The sequence below is a fragment of the Klebsiella sp. CN_Kp106 genome (genome assembly GCF_040064575.1).
GTDB classification, from domain to species: domain Bacteria; phylum Pseudomonadota; class Gammaproteobacteria; order Enterobacterales; family Enterobacteriaceae; genus Klebsiella; species Klebsiella michiganensis.
Genome location: NZ_JBEAIG010000006.1, coordinates 64,076 through 85,169 on the forward strand (window position 1 = coordinate 64,076; position 21,094 = coordinate 85,169).

Consider the following 21,094-nt stretch of genomic DNA (forward strand, 5'->3'; position numbering starts at 1 on the left):
AAAATGCTACAACCTGTTCAGCTTTTCAAAATCCTGTCGGATGAAACTCGGCTCGCCATCGTCATGATTCTCCGGGAGTCAGGAGAACTGTGCGTTTGTGATATCTGCGCAGCCATTTCCGAATCACAGCCCAAAGTCTCGCGACATATGGCTATCCTTCGTGAGGCCGGGCTGGTTCTGGACCGTCGTGAAGGCAAATGGATCCACTATCGTCTGTCACCCCACATACCGGCATGGGCAGCTGAGACAATCACGACGTCCTGGCAGTGTATGCGGGAGGATTTGTGTAAATGGCTGGATAAATCAGCCTGCACCTCCTGCTGAGAAAAGAAAACAAATTCACATAATCATATATAACGGAGTCTGAGATGCTTTTGGCGGGGAGTATATTTTTACTGACGTTGATACTGGTGATCTGGCAACCCGGAGGCCTGAGTATTGGCTGGAGTGCGAGTATCGGGGCTGTGCTGGCGCTGGTAACTGGAGTCATCCATATCGCTGATATTCCCGTTGTCTGGAATATCGTCTGGAACGCGACAGCGGCATTTATTGCGGTCATCATCATCAGCCTGCTGCTCGATGAGTCCGGCTTCTTTGAATGGGCCGCACTGCACGTCTCCCGCTGGGGTAACGGACGTGGCCGCCTTTTGTTTAGCTGGATAGTCTTGCTTGGGGCTGCTGTTGCTACACTGTTTGCCAATGACGGAGCCGCACTGATCCTGACGCCGATCGTAATTGCGATGCTGCTCGCACTGGGATTCAGTCAGGGCACGACACTGGCCTTTGTCATGGCCGCAGGATTTATTGCAGATACGGCCAGCCTGCCGCTCATTGTTTCTAACCTGGTGAATATCGTCTCGGCGGACTTTTTCGGTCTGGGCTTTACGCAGTATGCCTCCGTGATGATCCCCGTAGATGTGGCCGCGATTACGGCCACGCTGGTCATGCTGCATCTCTTCTTCCGCAGGGATATTCCGGTGACGTATGACGTTTCGCTGCTGAAGACGCCTGCCAGTGTGATAAAGGATCCGGCAACGTTCAGGGCGGGCTGGATTGTCCTGTTTTTGCTGCTTGTCGGTTTCTTTGTTCTGGAACCTCTTGGGATCCCGATAAGTGCGATAGCCGCTACTGGCGCAGCAGTACTGTTCATAGTGGCGAAAAGAGGTCACGCCATCAACACAGGAAAAGTCCTGCGCGATGCACCATGGCAGATAGTTATTTTTTCACTGGGCATGTACCTGGTGGTCTATGGCCTGCGCAATGCAGGGCTCACGGAGTCTCTGTCTGACGTGCTAAACCTGCTGGCAGAAAAGGGGTTATGGGCAGCAACGTTCGGCACCGGCTTCCTGACCGCGTTCCTGTCGTCGGTAATGAATAACATGCCGACGGTGCTGATTGGTGCGCTGTCGATTGACGGAAGTACGGCGACAGGCGTCGTCAAAGAGGCAATGATTTATGCCAACGTGATTGGCTGCGATTTAGGCCCGAAAATCACTCCGATTGGCAGTCTGGCAACCCTGCTGTGGCTACATGTGCTGGCACAGAAAAACATGACCATCACCTGGGGATATTACTTCCGCACCGGCATAATCATGACCCTGCCCGTGCTTTTCGTCACTCTGGCCGTGCTGGCGTGGCGGCTCTCTGTCACCTTGTAGCGAGATATTGATATGAGCAATATTACCATCTATCACAACCCGGCCTGTGGCACCTCACGTAACACGCTGGAGATGATCCGCAACAGCGGCAACGAACCGACAATAATTTATTATCTCGATACTCCCCCGACCCGTGATGAGCTTATTAAACTTATTTCAGATATGGGGATTACAGTGCGCGCCTTGCTGCGTAAAAACGCTGAACCTTATGAACGCCTGGGTCTTGATGAAGAGAAATTTAGTGATGAGCAGTTGATTGATTTCATGCTTCAAGATCCAATCCTGATTAATCGGCCGGTAGTCGTTACGCCGCTCGGTACTCGTCTTTGCCGCCCTTCGGAAATAGTGCTGGATATTCTTCCGGAAGGTCAGAAAGGAGCGTTTACCAAAGAGGATGGCGAGAAGGTCATTGACGAAACGGGAAAGCGGGTTAGGTAATCTGTCCACTTCAAGATATCGGACGCCTGTTTAATCTACGAGGGCGTCCGCTTGCCGTTCACTAAAGACCTCCAGCCTACTAACCCCGTCCGCATTATGCTATGAGAGGAAATACTGTGGTGTTGGCTGCATTACAACTGCGTAATGTCACCATTAATACCTTCTTTACCCAGTTTATAGCGCAACATAATCTCTTCATGAAACACCTTGTTGAAGCCGGTTACGAACCAGATGCTTCTCGACGATCCTCTAAGGATGGTTGTGGGCTATCCGTAAAAAGAGCCGGGTATGCCCGGCTCTTTTTTAGCTGATTTCGAAATCTTTTAATTCCCCACCTTCAGCAATCAGATTTGAGATCCGCTTCGGCATTCGCCCCTGACCTGACCATGTTTTTGACTCTCCAGTTTCGTCAGTATATCGATACTTCGCGGGGCGGGGGGAGCGCGTCCTTTTAGCCTTACCCGGAGAGCCAATAGCAGCTAAAAGTTCGGAGGGGTCGATACCCTCATCAAGCATCATCTGACGAAGTGTTTCCAGTTTATCGCGGCGCTGACTTTCATTTGCAAGACGTAATGTCTCTTCTTCTCGTCGTTCTATAAGAATAATTTTAAACTTTTCCAGAACATCTTCCAGTACATCTAATGACATTTCACGAGTCTGAGAACGTAAGGTACGGATATTGTTTAACTGTGTAAGAGCATCTGACATAAAGAGACCTTTTAAAGTTTTTTCGTTGTTCAGCAAATACCAATGTCGACGGTTGCTCATCAACCCGATTTTTCTTACTGAGCATTTTAATCCGATTGGTACATATTGTTATTAACGAGGTTTAGACTACTTATATAAATCTCTTATCGCAAGACAAAATTAAGAAGAATGTGCAAGAACTAAATTACAACTCCTACGAAATGTCCATGCATTTTTGAAGGTACTTAAAACTATGATGCCAGGAGTTATCCGGAGAGCCTTTTTATACCCTCATAACTTATTGCTTCAGTCACACCTGATGAGATTTAAAATGAGGAGAGGCAGCGCCGCCACTTAGCAAGGTTTTTCACAAATGGCAAGATGGCACGCAGGGGGGAGACACCTGCATTTTGTCAGAGGGTAGCGAATTACTCTCTCTTTATAGAGGCGTTTCTAAAAAAGTGTAATGTAAAAAAAAGCCTGCTGTTAGCAGGCCATAAATGCTTTTAACTCATTTTTTGTTCGATTCTGATAAATAGGGTAAGCATGCAATTAAACGTGGAGCAGAGAGCATGACAAAAATTTTATAAATATTTCCTGGCCGCATCAAGTATCTCCTGTGACGTTAACTCCCTGTCAGTAGCCACGTAAACAATACCATGATCGCCAGTTAAGGAAGGAAAACCTGCAGACATAATCCGAAGATGTGTTTCTTCACCGTTTGGATATTCCTGCCTGATAGAGGATATACCTTCCAGAACGGTCATGACTTTACAGGATTCAGCATTAAAGAAAACAAGGACTTTAATCATATTCTATTACCCTGTTCTCTCATGGATATTAACTGGCAGATGCCATTAAGGTCAAAGCCATTACGCACTTCTTATTTAACATGTGGTTAGCTTGTGCTTTTAGACTTTTTATGCAGTAGTACTGCACTTCATCACATCGCTTAGCATACTCATAATTTTGAAAAATATGCTGATCAGATATTAAAAATAAACGACTTTCATCTGATTTAAGTTATTTATCTGTCTACTCAGGAATAATCCTTCATCGTTATCGCAGACCCACAATGATTTATTTATCGCAAAGTGTTACGTTTGCAGCAGCAGGACCCTTGTCTCCGCGGTGAATGGCGAATTCAACTTTCTGACCTTCAAATAAAGTTTTAAAGTTGTCGCCATTAAGTGCAGACAAATGGACAAAGATATCTTTGCTGCCATCAAGAGGAGAGATGAAGCCAAAACCTTTGTCTTCGTTAAACCATTTAACCAGGCCCATAATTCTCGAGGTCATACTGACTCCGTTATACATGATTGTATTGATAGTAAACGTATAAGATTAAACGTATGGACTCAAAAGAGGGGATATCAACGATAGCACCTGGTAATGAGAACTGCCCGGAAAATTTCTAACTTTCATTAGTACATCGAACTGATGGGATTCATTAAGGCACAGGGAATCGATATAAGCAAATTATCTTTTAGCCGTCCAGAGGTCCTGTAGGGAAAATAAAAGTGGCTGAATGCCATTTTCAATGTATAGTCTTTAAGTGTTTTCAATAAGGAATTGACTTGTCCCATAAAATGACAGGAATTGTCAAAAGCTTTGATATTCTTAGTGGTAAAGGCCTCATCATCCCATCTGATGGACGAAAAGACGTTCTGCTTCACATTTCAGCCGTTAACTCTCGCTAATCAGAATTACGCATCCCTGGAAGCCGCATAGAGTTTTGCCGGATAAACGGTCTCAGGGGGCCTGTGGCTGCGAACATTTATCTTTCCTGATTTTCAGTATGTCAAAATAGATAGATTAAAACTTAACCACATGTGGTACGGTGAAGCTCATTCATTGAAAGGTTAATGGTTATGTCTGTTATCAATTACGCAATGAAATTCTTCAGCAGTGCGTCTACTGCCACTGCTGCCTGTCCTGTTTGTGGCTTAAAATCAGTACAACCGTTGTCAAAAATCCGGCTCAACCAAACCATGCTTTGCCCCGGATGTAAGGCTCTGTTTATCTCCCGACGCTAGCTCGACCAAAATCGCAGAACAGAGCTCATGTCCTATACTTATGTTAGATTCCGGCAGCTGTTAAATCCCTGATGCCTGACGCCCATCCTGAGAGAACGTTTCTGAACTGATTTCGCAACTGCTCCTGCGCGCTAACGTCGCATCAGAGCAATGCTATGAAAATGATCCCCAGAGCGTGGTTTAACCGCTCCCGTATTCTGATTAATGCTGCCGAAAACATAACGTTTTCGGCGAACGATCCTGCCGGTGAAAGCTCGCCGCGGTCAGAACTCTTTTCGACCGTCCAGATGGAACGCTACGGCCAGAAGCTGGCGCGGACTCATAAAGTATCACCGGATAGGCATCCTTATTATCTTCTGAAACGGCTTGGCGACAATGAGGCCGTCATTACCCAAAACTGCTATGAGCTTAACGCGGGTAAAAAGACCAGTATCATGCCCGCCGGTGAATGGCTGCTGGACAATTATTATCTGATTGAGGAACAAATCCGCACTGTCCGCCAGCATCTGCCGAAAAGCTTTGGCAAAGGTCTTCCGTCGCTGGTATCGCCGTTGAATTGCCCACGAATTTATCATATTGCATCAGAGGCCATTGCTCACGGCGATGGCCGCTGGGATGCCGCCAGCCTGACCAGCTATCTCACTGCCTATCAACAGGTGACGCCGCTGACGCTGGGTGAAGTCTGGGCGTTACCGGGAATGCTGCGCCTTGCGCTGATTGAAAATCTTCGTCGTATCAGTATGGAAGTGATAAAAGCGCAGCAGGACAGAAACCTTGCTGATACGTGGATAACAAGGATTGTCGAATGTGCAGAGAGTGCGCCTGGTGATTTAATCATGGTGGTTGCCGATATGGCGCGCTCCCGACCTCCGTTAACCAGTGCGTTTGTCGCAGAGCTGGTGCGGCGCCTGCAGGGGCATGGCAACGCGCTGTCGTTACCTCTGACCTGGGTTGATCAGTGCCTTCGGGAACAGGGGATCACCACTGATGTTCTCATACATAGTTTCAATCAGCAGCTTGCCGCCAGCCAGCTGTCCGTCAGTAACAGCATCGCGGGCCTGCGTTTATTGAGTGAAACGGACTGGGCTGATTTCGCCGAAACGATAAGCGTTGTCGAACAGGCATTACGCAATGATCCTGCCGGCATCTATCCCCGGATGCATTTCAATACCCGGGATCATTACCGGCACGTAGTTGAGGTTCTGGCCAGAGACAGCGGTCTCAGCGAGCCTGAGGTTGCTGAGAAGGCGCTGGCGTTTTCAGAGGAAAAAGCGCCTGATACACCGGAACATCATGTTGGTTATTATCTTGCGGGCGAAGGTCGACAGGCGCTGGATATTCATCTCCTGGCAGACGCCTCAAGGCTCATACGCTTGCGGCACAGTTTCAACAGAATAACCCTGCTGTCATGGCTTGGAAGCCTGGCGTTGCTGACAACCGCAGCGACCGCAGCAATATTGCACGAAACCGCCATGCAGGGCGCAGACTGGCTATTGATCGCGGTGATATTACCTCTGATTATCGCATTAACTCAGTTAATGAGCGATTTGCTCAGTGATGCAACCACCCGTTTTCGCGTTCCTCGACCCTTGCCGGGGATGGATTTTTCAGCCGGTATTCCCGCTGACAGTGCCACCATGTTAGTCATTCCCTGCATGTTGACCAGCCACGAAAGTTTCAGCCAGCTCCTCACCAGTCTTGAAGTCTGCTGGTTGGGGAATGAAAACGAAAATCTCAGGTTCGCGCTGCTCACTGATTTTGCTGATTCTGAAAATGAACCCTCGCCGGAAAGTCACGCGCTGCTCAGACAGGCTATCGCCGATACGCAGGCGCTTAATCGCCGCTACCCCTCCGGCCGACCACGTTTTTATCTGTTACATCGCCAGCCTGAATGGAACCCCTCGGAAGGCGCGTGGATGGGCTATGAACGCAAGCGGGGAAAACTGGCGTTACTGAACAGCTGGTTGCGCCATCCCGGAACGCAATTCGTCAGCGTTGCAGAGATGCCTGCCCACCTTTTACCGGGTCACATAAAATACGTCATTACCCTGGACAGCGATACGGTGCTCCCGCGCGATACGGCACACAAACTCGTCGCGACGATGGCGCATCCGCTGAATACGCCTGAGTATGATCCGGTACGCCAGAGGGTTGTCAAAGGATTCGGTATTTTACAGCCCGGTCTTGCGGAGGAGATACCACGCAACGGTCAGGGGCGTTACGCAGCCCTGCGCAGCAGCGTACCGGGCAATAACCCTTATTCGATGATGTCTTCGGATATTTATCAGGATCTCTTTGGGGAAGGCTCGTTTGTGGGCAAAGGGATTTACGATGTTGATATTTTTATGCAGGCCACTACCAACATCTGCCCGGAAAATCTGGTACTCAGCCACGATCTGCTTGAAGGATGCTATGCACGTTCGGGTCTGCTGAGCGAGGTGTTACTGTACGAACAGTACCCTAATAATTATCTGTCGGATGTTGCACGACGTTCACGCTGGATCCGGGGTGACTGGCAACTGCTTAACTGGCTAAAACCACGCGTCAGAAAAGCCGATGGAACCCGGGTCAGGAATCCGCTGACCGCGCTTTCTTACTGGAAATTACTCGATAATCTACGTCGCAGTCTGGTCGCCCCCTCCTTACTGATATTGCTGTTCTTCACTCTGCTTTGGGTACCCAATCCGGTTTACTGGCTGGGCATACTGTTGCTGATATGGTTGTTGCCAGCCATCCTCGGCATTAGCCACGACCTTCTGCATAAACCTCTGCGTCGCCGCGTGAAGCCGCATCTGTTACTGGTGGGGGCGGGCGCGCTAAAGCGTCTGTCAGGTATCAGCCTTAATTTTGCGATACTGCCGCACGAAGCCGGATATTCGCTGAAAGCGATCGCCGTGACGCTATGGCGACTGGGGATAAGCAGGCGTCACCTCAGCCAGTGGGTCAGCCACAGCCAGGACAGCAGTCAGGCCAGACCCACTGTTGCACGTTTTTATCAGGCGATGTGGCTGAACGCTGCCGGTGGCGTGGCGCTGACAATACTGACCGGACAATTTGCCCCACAGCTGCTGGGGATTGCGTTACCGATCGGTTTGGTATGGTGTGTGGCACCGCTGCTGATGAGCTGGCTGAGTCGCCAGCCCGTGCGAAAGGTTTTTTCGCCTAATCAGGAACAAAAACAGCTGTTACGCCAGACAAGCCGTGAAATCTGGGCTTTTTTTGAAACATTTGCCACAGCAAAAGAGAACTGGCTTCCGCCTGATAATTATCAGGAAATACCACAACCGACGGTGGCACACCGAACTTCTCCTACCAATATTGGTCTTTCACTTATGGCTAACCTGACGGCATGGGACTTTGGCTACCTGCCTGGCGGAGAGGTGCTCCGGCGCGTGTCGCTCACGCTCGACACGATGGATAAAATGGAGCACTACCGGGGCCATCTCTACAACTGGTATGACACCCGTACGCTGGTCCCCCTCAGTCCACGCTATATCTCCAGCGTCGACAGCGGCAATATGGCCGGGCATTTATTGACCCTGCGTGCAGGCCTGTCCGCCATGCGTCATCAGCCTGTTTTAAGCAACCAACAGATACTGGCAGGACTGAACGATACGCTGGATATTCTGGAAAAACAGTGGGGTAAGAACCCACCTGACAGCCTGAGACTGCTGCGCAAGCATTGCCTGAACGCGGTGTCGCTCTCTCCGCAGGCGCTTTTCAGCGAACTGAAAAGCATGCGCACCCAGTGCAACCATCTGACCAGCGCATGTCATCAGGGATCTCCTCTTCAGATGCGCTGGGCTGGACATCTGGAGCATCAACTGGTTCAGCTTTGCCATGAGTGGTCTCTGTTGCTTGGCTGGTTGCCTGCATCCTGGAATGAACAGATGCTGCCGACGCTGAGCGAGCTTGCCCGTCCGACATTAACCGGTACAGGAACGCCTCCGGCGTCAGTGGCGGAGCAGGCCCGAATGCGACTCAATATTATCACCGAGCTGGAACAGCGGCTGGATGAGCATGCCCGGATGGATTTCGCCTTTCTGTACAGTGAAGCAACCAGTCTGCTCAGCGTCGGTTATAACTGTGACACCAATATGCCTGACAAGAGCCACTACGATCTCCTGCCGTCTGAAATCCGCCTGACCAGTTTTCTTGCCATTGCGACTAATCAGCTGCCTCTTAAAAGCTGGTACGCGCTGGGTCGATTGTTTACCACGATTGATAATGAAACTGCCCTGATGTCATGGAGCGGATCCATGTTTGAATATCTGATGCCGAATCTGGTGATGCCCACCTGGCCCGGCAGCCTGCTCGATGAAATGAGTCAGTCGGCGGTTATGCGCCAGATTCACTGGGGGAAAGAACGCGGGGTACCATGGGGTGTTTCAGAGTCTGGCTATCATGCTTTTGATGTTCAGCATAATTATCAGTATCAGGCATTTGGCGTACCGGGGCTCGGTCTGCGCAGGGGACTTGCCGATGACATGGTTGTCGCTCCTTACGCCACGCTGCTGGCGCTGATGGTTTCCCCGCAGAAAGCCTGTGAGAACCTGTTCAGGCTGCAAAAAAATGGTGCATGCGGAGAATACGGTTTTTATGAAGCGCTGGACTATACCCCCTCACGTCTTGCAACCGGTCAGCTCTATGCGGTGGTACAGTCCTGGATGGCGCATCACCAGGGTATGGCATTTCAGGCGCTGGCTCATGTGCTGCTTGATGCCCCCATGACTGAACGCTTTATGTCCAGTACGGTATTCCGGTCAGCGAGTCTGCTGTTACAGGAGCGCGTGCCGGATGCGGTCGATCTGTACAGTCCGCGCCGTCATTTTGAATCTCATGAGGGCATGGTCAAACCCGTTCGCTATGAACCCCGTATTTTCTATAGCGTGGATACCCCCGCCCCGGATATTCAACTCCTGTCCAACGGCCATTATCATCTGATGTTGACCGCGGGCGGCGGCGGTTACAGTCGCTGGAATGATATTGCACTAACGCGCTGGCGCAGTGATACCACCCGTGATAACTGGGGAGCATTCTGCTACATCCGCGATACCCAGACGGGAGATGTGTGGAGCAATACCTGGCAACCAACAGGCTACACCAGCGGACAAGACGAGGAAGTGTTGTTCACCGATGCGGGGGCAGAATTCAGACGCAGCTTAGGGGGACTCAGCGTCAAAACTCAGGTGGTGATCTCTCCGGAGGATGATGTTGAATTGCGACGGCTCACACTGATTCATCGTGGTCGCAAGCCTCGCTCTCTGGAGCTGACAACCTATGCTGAAGTGGTACTGGCACCTGATGCCAGCGATCTGGCACACCCGGCATTCAGCAATTTGTTTATTCAGACTGAGCTGGCTCCTGAGCGTGACGCTATTCTTTGCCACCGGCGCCCGCGCTCACCGGATGAACCGGGCCCTTGCCTGTTTCACATGATGGTGGTGCACGGCGATAACCGACATAACGTGTCGTTTGAAACGGACAGGGCAAGGTTTATTGGACGTGGCAGAAACCCTGCGAATGCCCAGGCAATAGAGACGGGAGGGATGCTAGGCAACACGTCGGGCTCGGTGCTGGATCCGATACTGGCAATTCGCAACGCCATTATTCTGCAGCCGGGGCAGCCGGTTACGATTGATATCATTTATGGCATCAGCGAGACCCGTCAGCAGAGCCTGGCGTTGCTGGAGAAATATCGCGATTACCCTATCGCCGATCGCGTCTTTGAACTGGCCTGGTCTCACAGTCTGGTGGTATTGCGCCAGATGAACGCCAGTGAAGATGATGCCACGTTGTTCAATAGTCTCGCCAGCGCTGTGCTTTACCCTGTCCAGGAGCTGCGCGCCGAAGGCCAGGCGATCGGCCGCAACCGGCGTGGCCAGTCCGGACTGTGGGGCTGGGCAATTTCAGGGGATCTGCCGATAGTGCTGCTGACTATAACCAGCGAGGAAAGTATCACCTCAGTGACCACACTGATTCAGGCACACCGTTACTGGAGACAGAAAGGGCTGGATGTTGATTTAGTTATCCTGAATAACAGCCCCGGCGGCTACCAGCAGGGATTACAAAATCAGATTATGGAGTTAATTTATGCCGGGTCTGAAGCCAGTCTGCTGGATAAAAAGGGCGGGCTTTTTGTCCGCAACGGTGAGCATCTCTCCGCTGAGGATAAGTTGCTTTTGATGAGCGTGGCCTGTCTTTATCTTGATGACCGCGCAGGGGGTATTAATGAGCAGCTTAACCAGCGTATTCATACCCTGAAATCGCCGGCAAGGGCATTCATTCCGCGTGCTGTGCGCGAGCGTAATCAACATACGGACTGGAGCCCTGATACCAGTCAGTTATGCCATTTCAATGGGTACGGTGGATTTTCTCAGGATGGGCGGGAGTATCAGATCGTCCTTCGGGAAAATGCGCTTACACCGGCTCCCTGGTCGAACATACTGGCAAATTCTCGTTTTGGCAGTGTGATCTCAGAGGCAGGGCAGGCCTATACCTGGTATGAGAATGCCCATGAATACCGGTTGACGCCGTGGGAGAACGATCCGGTGAGCGATCGCAGCGGCGAGGCATTTTACCTGCGCGATGAAGAGAGCGGGGAGTGCTGGTCGCCGACGGCTTTACCTGTTCGCGGACACGGTGATTACCTGACCCGCCATGGTTTTGGCTACAGCGTTTTTGCCCATCGTGAGAGTGGTATAGACAGCGAGTTGACGGTCCTGGTTGCTGAAGAAGATCCGGTTAAACTGGTGCTACTGACGCTCAGTAACTCTTCGGGACGGACACGTCAACTTTCCGTCACAGGCTATGTAGAGTGGACGCTCGGAGAAACACGAACGCGCTCAGCCCCTCACATTGTGACACATGTGGCCAGAACGCCCGGCGGCTGCGGGATACTTGCGAATAACTTTTATGGTGATAATGGTGGCGGCCGAACTGCATTTTTTGCCGTCAGCGGTAATGACTGTTCTCTGACAGGGGACCGCCGGGAGTTTATTGGCCGTAATGGTTCCCTTCACGCCCCTTCGGCTATGAAACTGCAAAAGCTTTCTGGTAAGACGGGGGCCGGTCTGGATCCCTGCGGAGCGGTGCAATCGGCGGTTACATTAATTGACGGGGACCAGAGGACGTTTATTTTTATCCTCGGCGCAGAGGAGAATGATGTCTGTGCTCAGGAGACGCTGGCCCGCTACATGAACGAGGATACGGTCCGCCAGGAGCTGAACCGGATTCATAATCACTGGCACAATGTTCTCGATAAAATCGTAGTTAACACCCCCGACACGTCCGTAAATTTACTGGTTAATGGCTGGCTGTTGTATCAGACGGTCGCCTGCCGTCTTATGGCCCGGAGTGGCTACTATCAGTCTGGCGGTGCATTTGGTTTTCGCGATCAGCTGCAGGATACGCTGGCTCTGAGCCACGCTGCTCCGGACCGGATGCGTGAACAGATAATACTCTGTGCATCACGGCAGTTTATCGAGGGGGATGTGCAGCACTGGTGGCACCCGCCACACGGCAACGGTGTGCGTACCCGCTGTTCCGATGACTATCTTTGGCTGCCGCTTGCTGTTTGCCACTATGTTGAAACGACGGGGGATATGGATGCACTGGAAATACGCATTCCTTATCTGGAGGGACGCTCGCTTCAGCCTGGTGAAGAGTCTGTCTATGACACGCCGGTCATCAGCGGCACCGAAGAGACACTCTGGTTACACTGCGTCAAAGCTATTCACTATGGACTTCGCTTCGGGGAGCATGGCCTGCCGCTGATGGGGGCTGGTGACTGGAATGACGGGATGAACCGGGTGGGTATCGAAGGCAAAGGTGAAAGCGTCTGGCTGGGCTTCTTCCTGTACGACATTTTGCAGCGGTTTGCAGCGCTGGCGGAGCGCAGGCTGGATGAAAGCGTCGCCGCGATGTGCCGTTCACAGGCTCTGCGCCTGCAAAGTAATCTCGAAGCCCACGCCTGGGATGGGGAATGGTACCGGCGCGGGTATTTTGACGATGGTACTCCCCTGGGATCGAAAACCTCACAGGACTGCCGGATTGATGCGATTGCGCAGAGCTGGTCTGTATTGTCCGGCGCCGCGAGCCCGGGACGGTGCGCAAAGGCCATGCAGGCGCTGGATAAGCACCTTGTGGATAACGAAGGAGGGCTGATCAAACTGTTAACGCCTCCTTTCGACGGACACGGTCCAAATCCGGGCTACATACAGGGGTACCTGCCCGGCGTGCGGGAAAACGGAGGGCAGTATACGCATGGCGCCATCTGGGCAGTGATGGCCTTTGCCCGAATGGGGAATGCCGGACGAGCCTGGCAACTCTGGTCAATGCTCAACCCTATAAATCATACCCTGAATGCGGACTCTGTCGGGATTTATAAAGCTGAGCCTTATGTCATGAGTGCTGATGTCTACAGCGTCGCTCCCCATACCGGACGTGCAGGGTGGAGCTGGTATACCGGTTCCGCAGGCTGGGCCTGGCGTTTACTTACCGAGGAATTACTGGGGATAAAACGTTCCGGCACTGACTTTAGTGTTCATGCCAGGTTACCGGATGAGTGGTCGTCTTTTTCTATGGCATATCAATATGGTGAAAGCCATTATCAGATTAGTGTTTCACGCGGCGATGCAGAATATTGCGTGACGCTGGATGGTGTTCTCCTCCCTGATGACAGAATACCGCTGAAGGATGATGGACAAAACCATACGGTTGAGATCATTCAGAACTGACACTGATCCCGGAGGTGCATTAACGTCTGCCGTTAATGCGCTGATTATCCCTGAGAACATCAATCGCAGTCTGCATGGCGATTTTGTCATCCCGCCTTTTTTGTTTGTCCTGCATGACCTGAAGGTATTCCAGCAAGGTGCGGGTATTAATCGGTCGGCCCTGTTTACCCACAGCCAGCACGGCTTCGCCAAGAATAATTTTCACAGGCGGTAGTTGTGCCGGATACCAGTCAAGGGTGTCTTCTGATTTCATCTTAAATTTCTCACGGAAGGGTAGTGTATCATAAATAAGACGTTCAATTTTCAATATCTGATATCCTGATTCAGACACAACTTAACATAACTTATGCCAGTTATTTTTATATTAAAGCGTATAATAATTACTGTGTTCCTCAGAGAATTATTTATGTCTTATACAAATGGGCTCAGGTATTTTAAAGAAAGACCGGTTCATGTTGCCTGCCCGGTATGTGCACACAGAGCCGATCAGAAAGCAGGTAAACTAAGAAAAGATGCGGTTCTTGAGTGCCCTGCCTGCGGACTGTTGTTCAGACCTTCAGAATGCTGGTGTATCGGCGGCTGATCAGCTTCTGCCACTTAACGTCAGTGATGTCGGAAAATGACAACATTCCTCCTGTACTGCTGTTGTCGAGGGTATGATAATGAAATCTAAAAAATCTGTTTTTATTGAAGGGCATATCATGTCGAACAGCTGTCACGGACAGCCTGGCCAACCTTTCTGTATTCACCGGGTCAGGTTTAGTAATGGTAAATATGCGATTATTCGGGTGGCATCCGGGATATGTTTCAAACCAGGCGAAATTATTCAACGAAACGATTGTGAGTGGTTTTATAAACTTACCAAAATTCGGCTTCTTTCTTTTGAGTACCTTGATGATGATGAATCAAGAAGACAATTCCTTGAGTATCAATGATAAAACCATGGATTTATAACAGAATAAATTTTCTGGCTTACAATTCACCCTTGGCTCTTTAAATTATTCACCAGTCATTGGGAAATATTTTTTTCCTGAATTTAGATGAATTTAAATTATCTAAAACAAAATGTATCGCTAAAGACGAATTGCCTCATTGTTTTCCTTTTGCGTTATAACCTTCATTAGCATTAAGGAAATTTATGGCACAGACTTTTACTCATAATTTACTTCATCCTCGCCACTGGCTTACCTGGTCTGGTTTGGGTCTGCTGTGGCTTCTCGTTCAACTTCCTTACCCGATTTTACATATTCTGGGCTCTGGCCTTGGAAAAATTTCCAGACCCTTTCTGAAACGCCGGGAACGGATTGCGATTAGAAATATCGAACTGTGCTTTCCCGAGATGACACCGTTTGCCCGGAGCCAGATGGTCAATAAAAACTTTGTTTCTCTCGGGCTGGGACTGATGGAAACAGGAATGGCCTGGTTCTGGAGCGATGCGAGAGTCAAAAAATGGTTTGATGTCGAAGGGCTTGAAAACCTGACCGGTGCGACAAGAGGAGTAATGGTCGTCGGGATTCATTTTATGTCCCTTGAGTTGTGTGGAAGAGTAATGGGGTTATGCCATCCTATGATGGCAACGTATCGCCCACACAATGATCCATTAATGGAATGGGTACAGACAAAAGGGCGTATGCGTTCAAATAAGGCTATGATTAATCGACGTAATTTATCAGGTTTTGTTCATGCGCTAAAAGCAGGTGAAGCCGTTTGGTTTGCACCAGACCAGGATTATGGGTCTAAAGGAAGCGTTTTTGCACCTTTTTTCTCGGTAAAAAAAGCAGCCACGACGAACGGAACGTATGCTCTGTCAAAACTCGCTGGTGCACACTTGATCACACTTAGCATGATTCGACGTAGCGATAAAAAAGGTTATCACATGTATATCAGCAATCCGTTGTCAGGCTATCCAGGGGAAGACAAGATCGCCGCAGCGGCTTATATGAACAAGATCATCGAGCGTGAAATTCTCCGTGCTCCTGAGCAATACCTGTGGATGCATCGCAGGTTCAAAACGCGTCCTGAAGGCGAAGTCTCTTTATACAAATGAACAACTCTTCTTGTCATGAGCCAGAATCTATCTTTCTTGCCACTGCGTATTTGTAAAAAATGGGACAGGGGATTATTCGATCGGCTTCATGTTAACGATGGCGTAACTGACAACCAAGGTTAATCAATTGAACCTGCTCGGATTTGAAGGTCCGCTTCTCGCTTATAGCTGCCATTCAAAGCGATAATAATTTTTGTATATTTTCTCTTCCACATGATGTCAGTTATCGGGAATGGTTTGACTATCCAGCAGGCATAGCATCCTTTACAGCTCGACAAACCGAACGCTCCGATAGGGTATGCAGGCACACGGATGGCGTGTAAAGCAGAGTGAAAAAGATGATCGATTAAACCGATCGATTTTATAAAATTGATCTGCAAAATGAATTATCCGGCACGCTAGTGCCTGTGCTAAATTCCCAACAATTCATTTAACGTATTGTTTATTAATTTATTTCCTGTCTTCTGGTGGGCGCCCTTCTTTTGTCCTGCGGGCACGGCATGGGAATGCGACAGCAGGTGATGGAATGAAAAGATGTGCCAGATGTAACAAGAAAAGAAGCATTCTGGACCGGATATTCGGGCTTGATAAAGAATTTTGCGATGGCTGTCTGATGGTGGTTAACCAGGAAATCAGAGAAAAACGAGTGGTGTCCACACCAGCACGAAAATCACCGGGACGCTCTTCCTGACAATGTTTCTTACCCGGAAGGTTATTGCCTCTGATGGGGTAACAACTCTGAAGCTTCCCTCTGTTTACATTCCCTTTGATCAATGAAAACCAACATCGATATCAGCGTCATCATTCCTGCCTTCAATGCAGTTGACAGCATCGGGGCTCTGGTCCATACACTGCTTGGCGAAACAACGCTCAGTACTGAAATCATTGTTGTGGATGACGGTTCAACCGACGAAACATGGACGCTACTCAGCGCCATTACAGATGAACGGCTTATTCTCATTCGTCAGGAAAATCAGGGCGTGTATGCTGCCCGTAATGCTGCACTGGCGATTCACCGTGGTGAATGGGGGGTGTTCCTGGATGCGGATGACCGGGTTGCGGCAGATTTTCTGCAGGAGCGGCTGCACACAGCCCGCGAAGCACAGGCCGATGTCGTCCTTTTCAATGCCCGGCATACAGACAGCGCCGGACATCTGCGGCATACCGTTCACCGCAGACAGCCTTACGGTCAGACGCTGACGGGTCAGCAGTGGATACGCCATTGCGTCAGTCAGAGGGAATGGCCGCATTATCTGTGGCTGCAGATAATCCGTTCAGCGTATATTCGCGAGCATGACCTGCGATTCCAGGAAGGGAAAAGCCACAAGGACATTCTCTGGACGATACAGCTTGCCGCCGCAGATGGCCGATTTTATTTCTCTGACAGACAGGATTACCTGTGGGTTAATAACCCGGCGTCAATTACCCACCGCCCGGATTATTACGATATCCGCGCGTTCAGCTATTGCGACGTGATTGCAGATATTCTGGCACTCAGTACACAGACGCAGTACCGATCTGTCAGACGAGCGCTGGTCAGGCATGCGCTGGTGGAAAGCCGTCATTTTCTGGGCCTGTACCGGCGCAGGGTGAATGACCGGCAGGCGGTCCGGGCGCGTTTTCGTGTGCGGATAGCCTTTCGCCATCTGGTACCAGGCGTGAGCAACCTGAGCGATGTCTTTTTCCTCCTGAAGCTGGTTCGCAATATTTATCTGCCTGGTGTCCGCAATACTCCCGCAGCCGTTTCGCAGTTGCGGCGTTAATCCATGGATATCTCAACGCTTCTGGCACGGTCGTGGCAAACTGCGACAAAGGGTGATGGCTCAGTTCGCTCTGCCAGGGATATCGTCGAACGCTGGTATGACAAAGGCGGTGACCTCACCCGACGGACCCGGCGATTTATGCTGCGGGAATGCCTGTGGATAGCCGTACATTACCGGGATACCGAAGCGGTACTCACGCGACAGTTCCGGCTGCTGACCGTGTTACTGTATCTGGGCGGTTGTTTTCCGAAAGGGAATGCCGGTGGTATGCTCCCAGAGAAATGTTTCATTTTACTGAACGCCCCGGAATTAAGCTCTCTCCTGGCAGACGATACGGCCCCTGATGTTCTGGTGGCGTCCTGCCGCACCCTCTTCTACTGCAGACAGATATCTCCGATAAGGTGTTACCGCCATACCAGCTGTCTGAGCGAACATCTGTTTGAACTAATGGAGATCTGATAAAAGCGCCAGTCTTTGTACTGGCACCTGAGGGGCTGATCGCTGACGGTGTCGTCGTCAACGATGAGGGCTAACGTCATTATTTCCCTCCGCTGAATCTGCCACCTGTGATGTCAGTAACGGTTTTATATCCCTTGCGGGTCATCAGCCCGGTAGCCTTCCGGGCTCGGAGAATATCAAGGCTGCCGATAAAAGGAGACTGCTCTTTCACGCTGAAGCCGTGACGGTCAGTACGCACCAGGTCGTACTTTTCCACGATAAAATTCACAGCGTCATACAGTGAGATTCCCGCATCAATGTGTTTCTGGATCACACTGTCGTTGCCAAACGGTGTGTCGTTGAGGGTAAGGCCGTAGTGTTGCTCCAGCAGATACTCCAGTAATTTTTGCCAGATTTCGACTGACGACAGACGTGACGACGCCGCCCTTTGAAGGAACAGGGAATGTATTTGCATGGTTTGCGCTCTTTGTTGGCTAGTTTGACTAAGGAAAAGCGTCCGGGGTTTATTCGGTTGTTACAGACGCCGGATAAATTACGATGTACAAATAACCGCAGGAGCCGAGTGTATCGGCCTCACATATCAGCCCTTTTACGTGGAGCGTGATGCAGCGCTGAATGCGGGGCGTGAGTTCGCTGCTGGCCAGCATAAGCTCCATCTGCTTCATCAGTACCGGAAATACCTGGTCCACATGGCGTAAATCTGCGTCATTAAATGTCCCGGCAATGCTGGCGCGGTCAGCAAGGTAATGCAGGGGGTTACCCTCCTGTACCAGCCGTGCACCAAAACACGGCGTGATGTTGCGTCTGAGGCCCCACCAGGGTTCCGTGATGTTATGGTTGATTACACGGGTTGCTTTCTTCATGTAAGTACTCCTTAACGGTAAGTCAGTTCAGGACGACGCTGCGCAGGATCACATACGGACCATTGCGGTCCTGTCGGCGTTCAGCAAACACGGCCAGCACACCCCAGATATCCTGCACTTCCCTGCCGTGGTAATGGCAGATACTGCCGGACCACTTATATTTCCCGGTACAGAAACGAAACAGCCGGGACTCAGAATGCTGGCGGTATATCGCCATTGCCTGACGTTTGCTGATGATTTTCATCGTAATTCTCTCCCTAAAGCCAGCCACGCTCGGCAAACGAGACGATGTTCATGCCTCCCACGACCAGGTGGTCCAGCAGGCAGATATCCACGAGTTTAAGTGCCTGTTTCAGATGGTCAGTGAGCAGTCGGTCGGCATGGCCGGGTTCCGCATAACCTGAAGGATGATTGTGTGAAAGTACGATGGCAGCCGCATTGTGTTTCAGTGCTGCCTTTATCACTTCACGGGGATGTACCTGCGTATGGTTGATGGTGCCGGTGAAGAGCGTTTCATGAGCAATAAGACGATGCTGGTTATCAAGGAAGAGCGCCATGAAGACTTCACGCTCCAGCGTGGTGAGTTGCAGACGGAGCCAGTCACGGACCGCCTGGCAGGAGGTGAATGCCTCGCCGGGTTCGCGTAACTGGCGTTCCAGCAGGGTCAGTGCGCGTCTGATGGTGCGCTGTGCGGTGGGAGATATTTCCCCGCTGTCGGGGAGACACGTGGTGGTATTCATTTGCTTTTCCTGTCGGTTGACGCGTCGGGCGCAGATGTGTTGTACAGTTTCACGGCAACGACGAACCCGTCGTGCAGGGATTCAAACCATGACCAGATATGGAAGAGAGGGGTACCTGTCGGGAAATGCAGGAAGGGTTCGTCGGTCACAAGGTCACCGTCCTCATCCCCGACCGTTGTTTTCCCCAGCGCATCCCACAGGTCATTAAGGTGAGACAGTTCATAGGGCATGGCGGAACGCTCAGTCGATAATGCGCATGATGGCGCTGCATTCCGGGTGATGCAGCGCATAGTCACGCAGGCGCCAGTAATGCTCCGTCATGGCATCGCATTCTGTGCGGCATGCATGATGACTGTAAGCGATAAGACAGACCGCAATCCCTGCAGCTTCGGCGCTCATGTCTGCGGCGTTGCCATTCATGGTGTTGAACAGCGACCAGAAGGCATCGTTGTCCGTTTCCGGAGCCATGAAGGCCCCGCCGTTGCTGAGAGTATAAAAATTCCAGATACCGCCGCTGTAGTCAGCGCAGAACCGGTCTATCCACGCAAAGACCTGCGGTTCAAGGGTTATCCACTGCGGGATGTTGCCAAAGTGCTGCGGCCAGAATTCCACACGCTGTTCGTCCGGTACGGACGTGGCTGCCAGAGCAGGTGCAGAAACGTTATCGCCAGCCTGCAGAGGTCGCTGATGGTTATCGTTAATATTAATAATGTCGGTCATGTTAATTTTCCTTATGCATGGAGATGTTGAATGGAAGTGTCGGGCCGGGGATTGATTTCGGTGGCGGGGCGCGGGTGATTACCTGTCCAACAGGTTCAGCATGTTCTCCGCCATCACCCAGAGCGCACGGTTTAACTTAACGTCTCCATCAATCCCGTTTACTGCGCGGGTGTGGGTACGTTTACCCTGCGCGGTACGGCCACTTAGCCCGCCTTTCAGCAGGTTTTCCTGAATGCGCTGGTAAGTGGTCCACAGGTCATCGCTCTCGTCCTGCCAGCGGCGGGGTGCAAGAATTTGCGCTTCGGTTACTGGCTGGTACTCTTCCCCAAAACGGTATGTCAGCGCCGCTGTAGCCAGTGCATGTTGTGCGGGTGACGGGAGTTGCAGGGACTGCATGGCGTCACGTTTCTCTTCCACCCGGTCAAAGACGCTGAGAACCTCATAGGCCCCCTCAATCACCTTCCCGACAACGTCGCCCCTGTATGGCACGCGGATCTCGCCAAACGACTGTCCGCAAACGAGCGAATTGGTGCAGACGCTTCGGAATATTCCCGGCAGTAACTGAAAACTTGATGCGCCATCGTGCGAATTCAGAATGATGATTTCCGGTACCTGCTGACCGTTTATCTGACCGGCACGACGCAGGCGCAGCATATGCTTTGTATGTTCCCGTCGGCTCTGGTCGCGCACTCGTGACTGACAGGCAAAGAATGGCTGGAACCCTTCACGTTTAAGGTTATCCAGCAGGCTAATGGTGGGTATGTAGGTGTACTTTTCGCTTCTGGAGTCGTGCTTGTCTTCCCCGAAGACGCTGGGGACATGCTGCATCAGTTCTTCGTGGGTTAAGGGACGGTCACGGCGAATCTGGTTCACCCGACCAAAACGGCTGGCTAATCGCATAGTTGATTCCTCATCTGATTAATCTGAAGGCATAAAAGCAAAAGC

19 protein-coding genes and 1 pseudogene are annotated in these 21,094 nt (G+C 50.9%); 9 read left to right on the plus strand and 11 right to left on the minus strand.

What is annotated here, in order from left to right; genetic code table 11:
• The first annotated feature begins 3 nt into the window (after nt 1-3).
• From ABLU96_RS05075 to arsC, 3 genes are read left to right on the plus strand one after another with little or no spacing between them, the layout of a single operon-like run.
• Nucleotides 4-324 carry a metalloregulator ArsR/SmtB family transcription factor gene (locus ABLU96_RS05075; RefSeq protein ID WP_032938043.1) on the plus strand — a complete coding sequence of 107 codons (321 nt, stop codon included), beginning with the start codon at nt 4-6 and terminating at the stop codon, nt 322-324.
• Between the two features lie 44 nt (nt 325-368).
• Entirely contained in the window at nt 369-1,658 is a 1,290-nt protein-coding gene (locus ABLU96_RS05080) for an arsenic transporter (protein ID WP_024274589.1), read from the plus strand.
• 12 nt (nt 1,659-1,670) lie between these two features.
• Nucleotides 1,671-2,096: a glutaredoxin-dependent arsenate reductase gene (gene arsC / locus ABLU96_RS05085; protein WP_024274588.1), complete on the plus strand. Its 426-nt coding sequence runs from the start codon at nt 1,671-1,673 to the stop codon at nt 2,094-2,096.
• 303 nt (nt 2,097-2,399) lie between these two features.
• Here arsC and ABLU96_RS05090 read toward each other — a convergent pair whose 3' ends face one another.
• The 3 genes from ABLU96_RS05090 to ABLU96_RS05100 form a co-directional block, all read right to left on the minus strand.
• Nucleotides 2,400-2,804: an H-NS family nucleoid-associated regulatory protein gene (locus ABLU96_RS05090; RefSeq protein ID WP_024274587.1), complete on the minus strand. Its 405-nt coding sequence runs from the start codon at nt 2,802-2,804 to the stop codon at nt 2,400-2,402.
• 563 nt (nt 2,805-3,367) lie between these two features.
• A complete protein-coding gene (locus ABLU96_RS05095; RefSeq protein WP_010434226.1) occupies nt 3,368-3,595 on the minus strand; it encodes a hypothetical protein in 228 nt (75 codons plus the stop codon).
• A gap of 268 nt (nt 3,596-3,863) precedes the next feature.
• Nucleotides 3,864-4,082: a cold-shock protein gene (locus ABLU96_RS05100; RefSeq protein WP_012543040.1), complete on the minus strand. Its 219-nt coding sequence runs from the start codon at nt 4,080-4,082 to the stop codon at nt 3,864-3,866.
• A 278-nt stretch (nt 4,083-4,360) separates the two neighbouring features.
• On the opposite strand from ABLU96_RS05100, the pseudogene cspF reads away from it, so the two are divergent.
• The 3 genes and pseudogenes from cspF (at nt 4,361) to ABLU96_RS05115 (ending at nt 13,557) form a co-directional block, all read left to right on the plus strand.
• Nucleotides 4,361-4,573: pseudogene (gene cspF, locus ABLU96_RS05105) on the plus strand (cold shock-like protein CspF).
• 81 nt (nt 4,574-4,654) lie between these two features.
• Nucleotides 4,655-4,819, plus strand: a complete 165-nt coding sequence (locus tag ABLU96_RS05110; protein ID WP_213076230.1) for a YnfU family zinc-binding protein — start codon at nt 4,655-4,657, stop codon at nt 4,817-4,819.
• Nucleotides 4,820-4,974: 155 nt separating this feature from the next.
• Nucleotides 4,975-13,557, plus strand: coding sequence for a glucoamylase family protein (locus tag ABLU96_RS05115; RefSeq protein WP_192979536.1), 8,583 nt, complete (start codon nt 4,975-4,977; stop codon nt 13,555-13,557).
• A gap of 19 nt (nt 13,558-13,576) precedes the next feature.
• Here ABLU96_RS05115 and ABLU96_RS05120 read toward each other — a convergent pair whose 3' ends face one another.
• A complete protein-coding gene (locus ABLU96_RS05120; protein ID WP_004132711.1) occupies nt 13,577-13,810 on the minus strand; it encodes a hypothetical protein in 234 nt (77 codons plus the stop codon).
• Between the two features lie 409 nt (nt 13,811-14,219).
• On the opposite strand from ABLU96_RS05120, the gene ABLU96_RS05125 reads away from it, so the two are divergent.
• The 3 genes from ABLU96_RS05125 to ABLU96_RS05135 all read left to right on the plus strand — a co-directional run bounded on the left by ABLU96_RS05125 (nt 14,220) and on the right by ABLU96_RS05135 (nt 17,367).
• Nucleotides 14,220-14,492, plus strand: a complete 273-nt coding sequence (locus ABLU96_RS05125) for a hypothetical protein (RefSeq protein ID WP_016247220.1) — start codon at nt 14,220-14,222, stop codon at nt 14,490-14,492.
• A gap of 203 nt (nt 14,493-14,695) precedes the next feature.
• A complete protein-coding gene (gene lpxP, locus ABLU96_RS05130) occupies nt 14,696-15,604 on the plus strand; it encodes a kdo(2)-lipid IV(A) palmitoleoyltransferase (protein ID WP_024274585.1) in 909 nt (302 codons plus the stop codon).
• Between the two features lie 773 nt (nt 15,605-16,377).
• A complete protein-coding gene (locus ABLU96_RS05135) occupies nt 16,378-17,367 on the plus strand; it encodes a glycosyltransferase (protein WP_010434201.1) in 990 nt (329 codons plus the stop codon).
• A 538-nt stretch (nt 17,368-17,905) separates the two neighbouring features.
• Here ABLU96_RS05135 and ABLU96_RS05140 read toward each other — a convergent pair.
• From ABLU96_RS05140 to ABLU96_RS05170, 7 genes are all read right to left on the minus strand, one after another.
• On the minus strand, nt 17,906-18,280 hold the full coding sequence (locus ABLU96_RS05140) for a TA system toxin CbtA family protein (protein ID WP_010434197.1): 375 nt from the start codon (nt 18,278-18,280) through the stop codon (nt 17,906-17,908).
• Between the two features lie 49 nt (nt 18,281-18,329).
• The gene (locus ABLU96_RS05145) at nt 18,330-18,689 is read right to left on the minus strand and encodes a type IV toxin-antitoxin system YeeU family antitoxin (protein WP_196096597.1); all 360 of its coding nucleotides are present in this window, start codon (nt 18,687-18,689) and stop codon (nt 18,330-18,332) included.
• A 22-nt stretch (nt 18,690-18,711) separates the two neighbouring features.
• Nucleotides 18,712-18,933 carry a DUF987 domain-containing protein gene (locus tag ABLU96_RS05150; RefSeq protein WP_010434193.1) on the minus strand — a complete coding sequence of 74 codons (222 nt, stop codon included), beginning with the start codon at nt 18,931-18,933 and terminating at the stop codon, nt 18,712-18,714.
• Between the two features lie 13 nt (nt 18,934-18,946).
• Nucleotides 18,947-19,429, minus strand: coding sequence for a DNA repair protein RadC (gene radC, locus ABLU96_RS05155; RefSeq protein WP_024274581.1), 483 nt, complete (start codon nt 19,427-19,429; stop codon nt 18,947-18,949).
• Nucleotides 19,426-19,659, minus strand: a complete 234-nt coding sequence (locus ABLU96_RS05160) for a hypothetical protein (RefSeq protein WP_010434188.1) — start codon at nt 19,657-19,659, stop codon at nt 19,426-19,428. Before ABLU96_RS05160 ends, radC begins: the two co-directional genes overlap by 4 nt.
• 10 nt (nt 19,660-19,669) lie before the next feature.
• A complete protein-coding gene (locus ABLU96_RS05165) occupies nt 19,670-20,149 on the minus strand; it encodes an antirestriction protein (RefSeq protein WP_010434186.1) in 480 nt (159 codons plus the stop codon).
• Between the two features lie 78 nt (nt 20,150-20,227).
• The gene (locus ABLU96_RS05170; RefSeq protein ID WP_348862356.1) at nt 20,228-21,049 is read right to left on the minus strand and encodes a DUF932 domain-containing protein; all 822 of its coding nucleotides are present in this window, start codon (nt 21,047-21,049) and stop codon (nt 20,228-20,230) included.
• Nucleotides 21,050-21,094: the final 45 nt, after the last annotated feature.

Excerpts from the sequence above, each read along its gene's own strand:
- ABLU96_RS05080 (WP_024274589.1), top strand. The coding sequence starts at position 369 with ATGCTTTTGGCGGGGAGTATATTTTTACTGACGTTGATACTGGTGATC.
- ABLU96_RS05145 (WP_196096597.1), bottom strand. The coding sequence starts at position 18,689 with ATGAAGAAAGCAACCCGTGTAATCAACCATAACATCACGGAACCCTGG.
- ABLU96_RS05150 (WP_010434193.1), bottom strand. The coding sequence starts at position 18,933 with ATGAAAATCATCAGCAAACGTCAGGCAATGGCGATATACCGCCAGCAT.
- ABLU96_RS05090 (WP_024274587.1), bottom strand. The coding sequence starts at position 2,804 with ATGTCAGATGCTCTTACACAGTTAAACAATATCCGTACCTTACGTTCT.
- ABLU96_RS05110 (WP_213076230.1), top strand. The coding sequence starts at position 4,655 with ATGTCTGTTATCAATTACGCAATGAAATTCTTCAGCAGTGCGTCTACT.
- radC (WP_024274581.1), bottom strand. The coding sequence starts at position 19,429 with ATGAATACCACCACGTGTCTCCCCGACAGCGGGGAAATATCTCCCACC.
- ABLU96_RS05120 (WP_004132711.1), bottom strand. The coding sequence starts at position 13,810 with ATGAAATCAGAAGACACCCTTGACTGGTATCCGGCACAACTACCGCCT.
- ABLU96_RS05100 (WP_012543040.1), bottom strand. The coding sequence starts at position 4,082 with ATGACCTCGAGAATTATGGGCCTGGTTAAATGGTTTAACGAAGACAAA.
- ABLU96_RS05165 (WP_010434186.1), bottom strand. The coding sequence starts at position 20,149 with ATGACCGACATTATTAATATTAACGATAACCATCAGCGACCTCTGCAG.
- ABLU96_RS05170 (WP_348862356.1), bottom strand. The coding sequence starts at position 21,049 with ATGCGATTAGCCAGCCGTTTTGGTCGGGTGAACCAGATTCGCCGTGAC.
- arsC (WP_024274588.1), top strand. The coding sequence starts at position 1,671 with ATGAGCAATATTACCATCTATCACAACCCGGCCTGTGGCACCTCACGT.
- ABLU96_RS05125 (WP_016247220.1), top strand. The coding sequence starts at position 14,220 with ATGAAATCTAAAAAATCTGTTTTTATTGAAGGGCATATCATGTCGAAC.
- ABLU96_RS05095 (WP_010434226.1), bottom strand. The coding sequence starts at position 3,595 with ATGATTAAAGTCCTTGTTTTCTTTAATGCTGAATCCTGTAAAGTCATG.
- ABLU96_RS05160 (WP_010434188.1), bottom strand. The coding sequence starts at position 19,659 with ATGCCCTATGAACTGTCTCACCTTAATGACCTGTGGGATGCGCTGGGG.
- ABLU96_RS05135 (WP_010434201.1), top strand. The coding sequence starts at position 16,378 with ATGAAAACCAACATCGATATCAGCGTCATCATTCCTGCCTTCAATGCA.
- ABLU96_RS05075 (WP_032938043.1), top strand. The coding sequence starts at position 4 with ATGCTACAACCTGTTCAGCTTTTCAAAATCCTGTCGGATGAAACTCGG.
- lpxP (WP_024274585.1), top strand. The coding sequence starts at position 14,696 with ATGGCACAGACTTTTACTCATAATTTACTTCATCCTCGCCACTGGCTT.
- ABLU96_RS05140 (WP_010434197.1), bottom strand. The coding sequence starts at position 18,280 with ATGCAAATACATTCCCTGTTCCTTCAAAGGGCGGCGTCGTCACGTCTG.
- ABLU96_RS05115 (WP_192979536.1), top strand. The coding sequence starts at position 4,975 with ATGAAAATGATCCCCAGAGCGTGGTTTAACCGCTCCCGTATTCTGATT.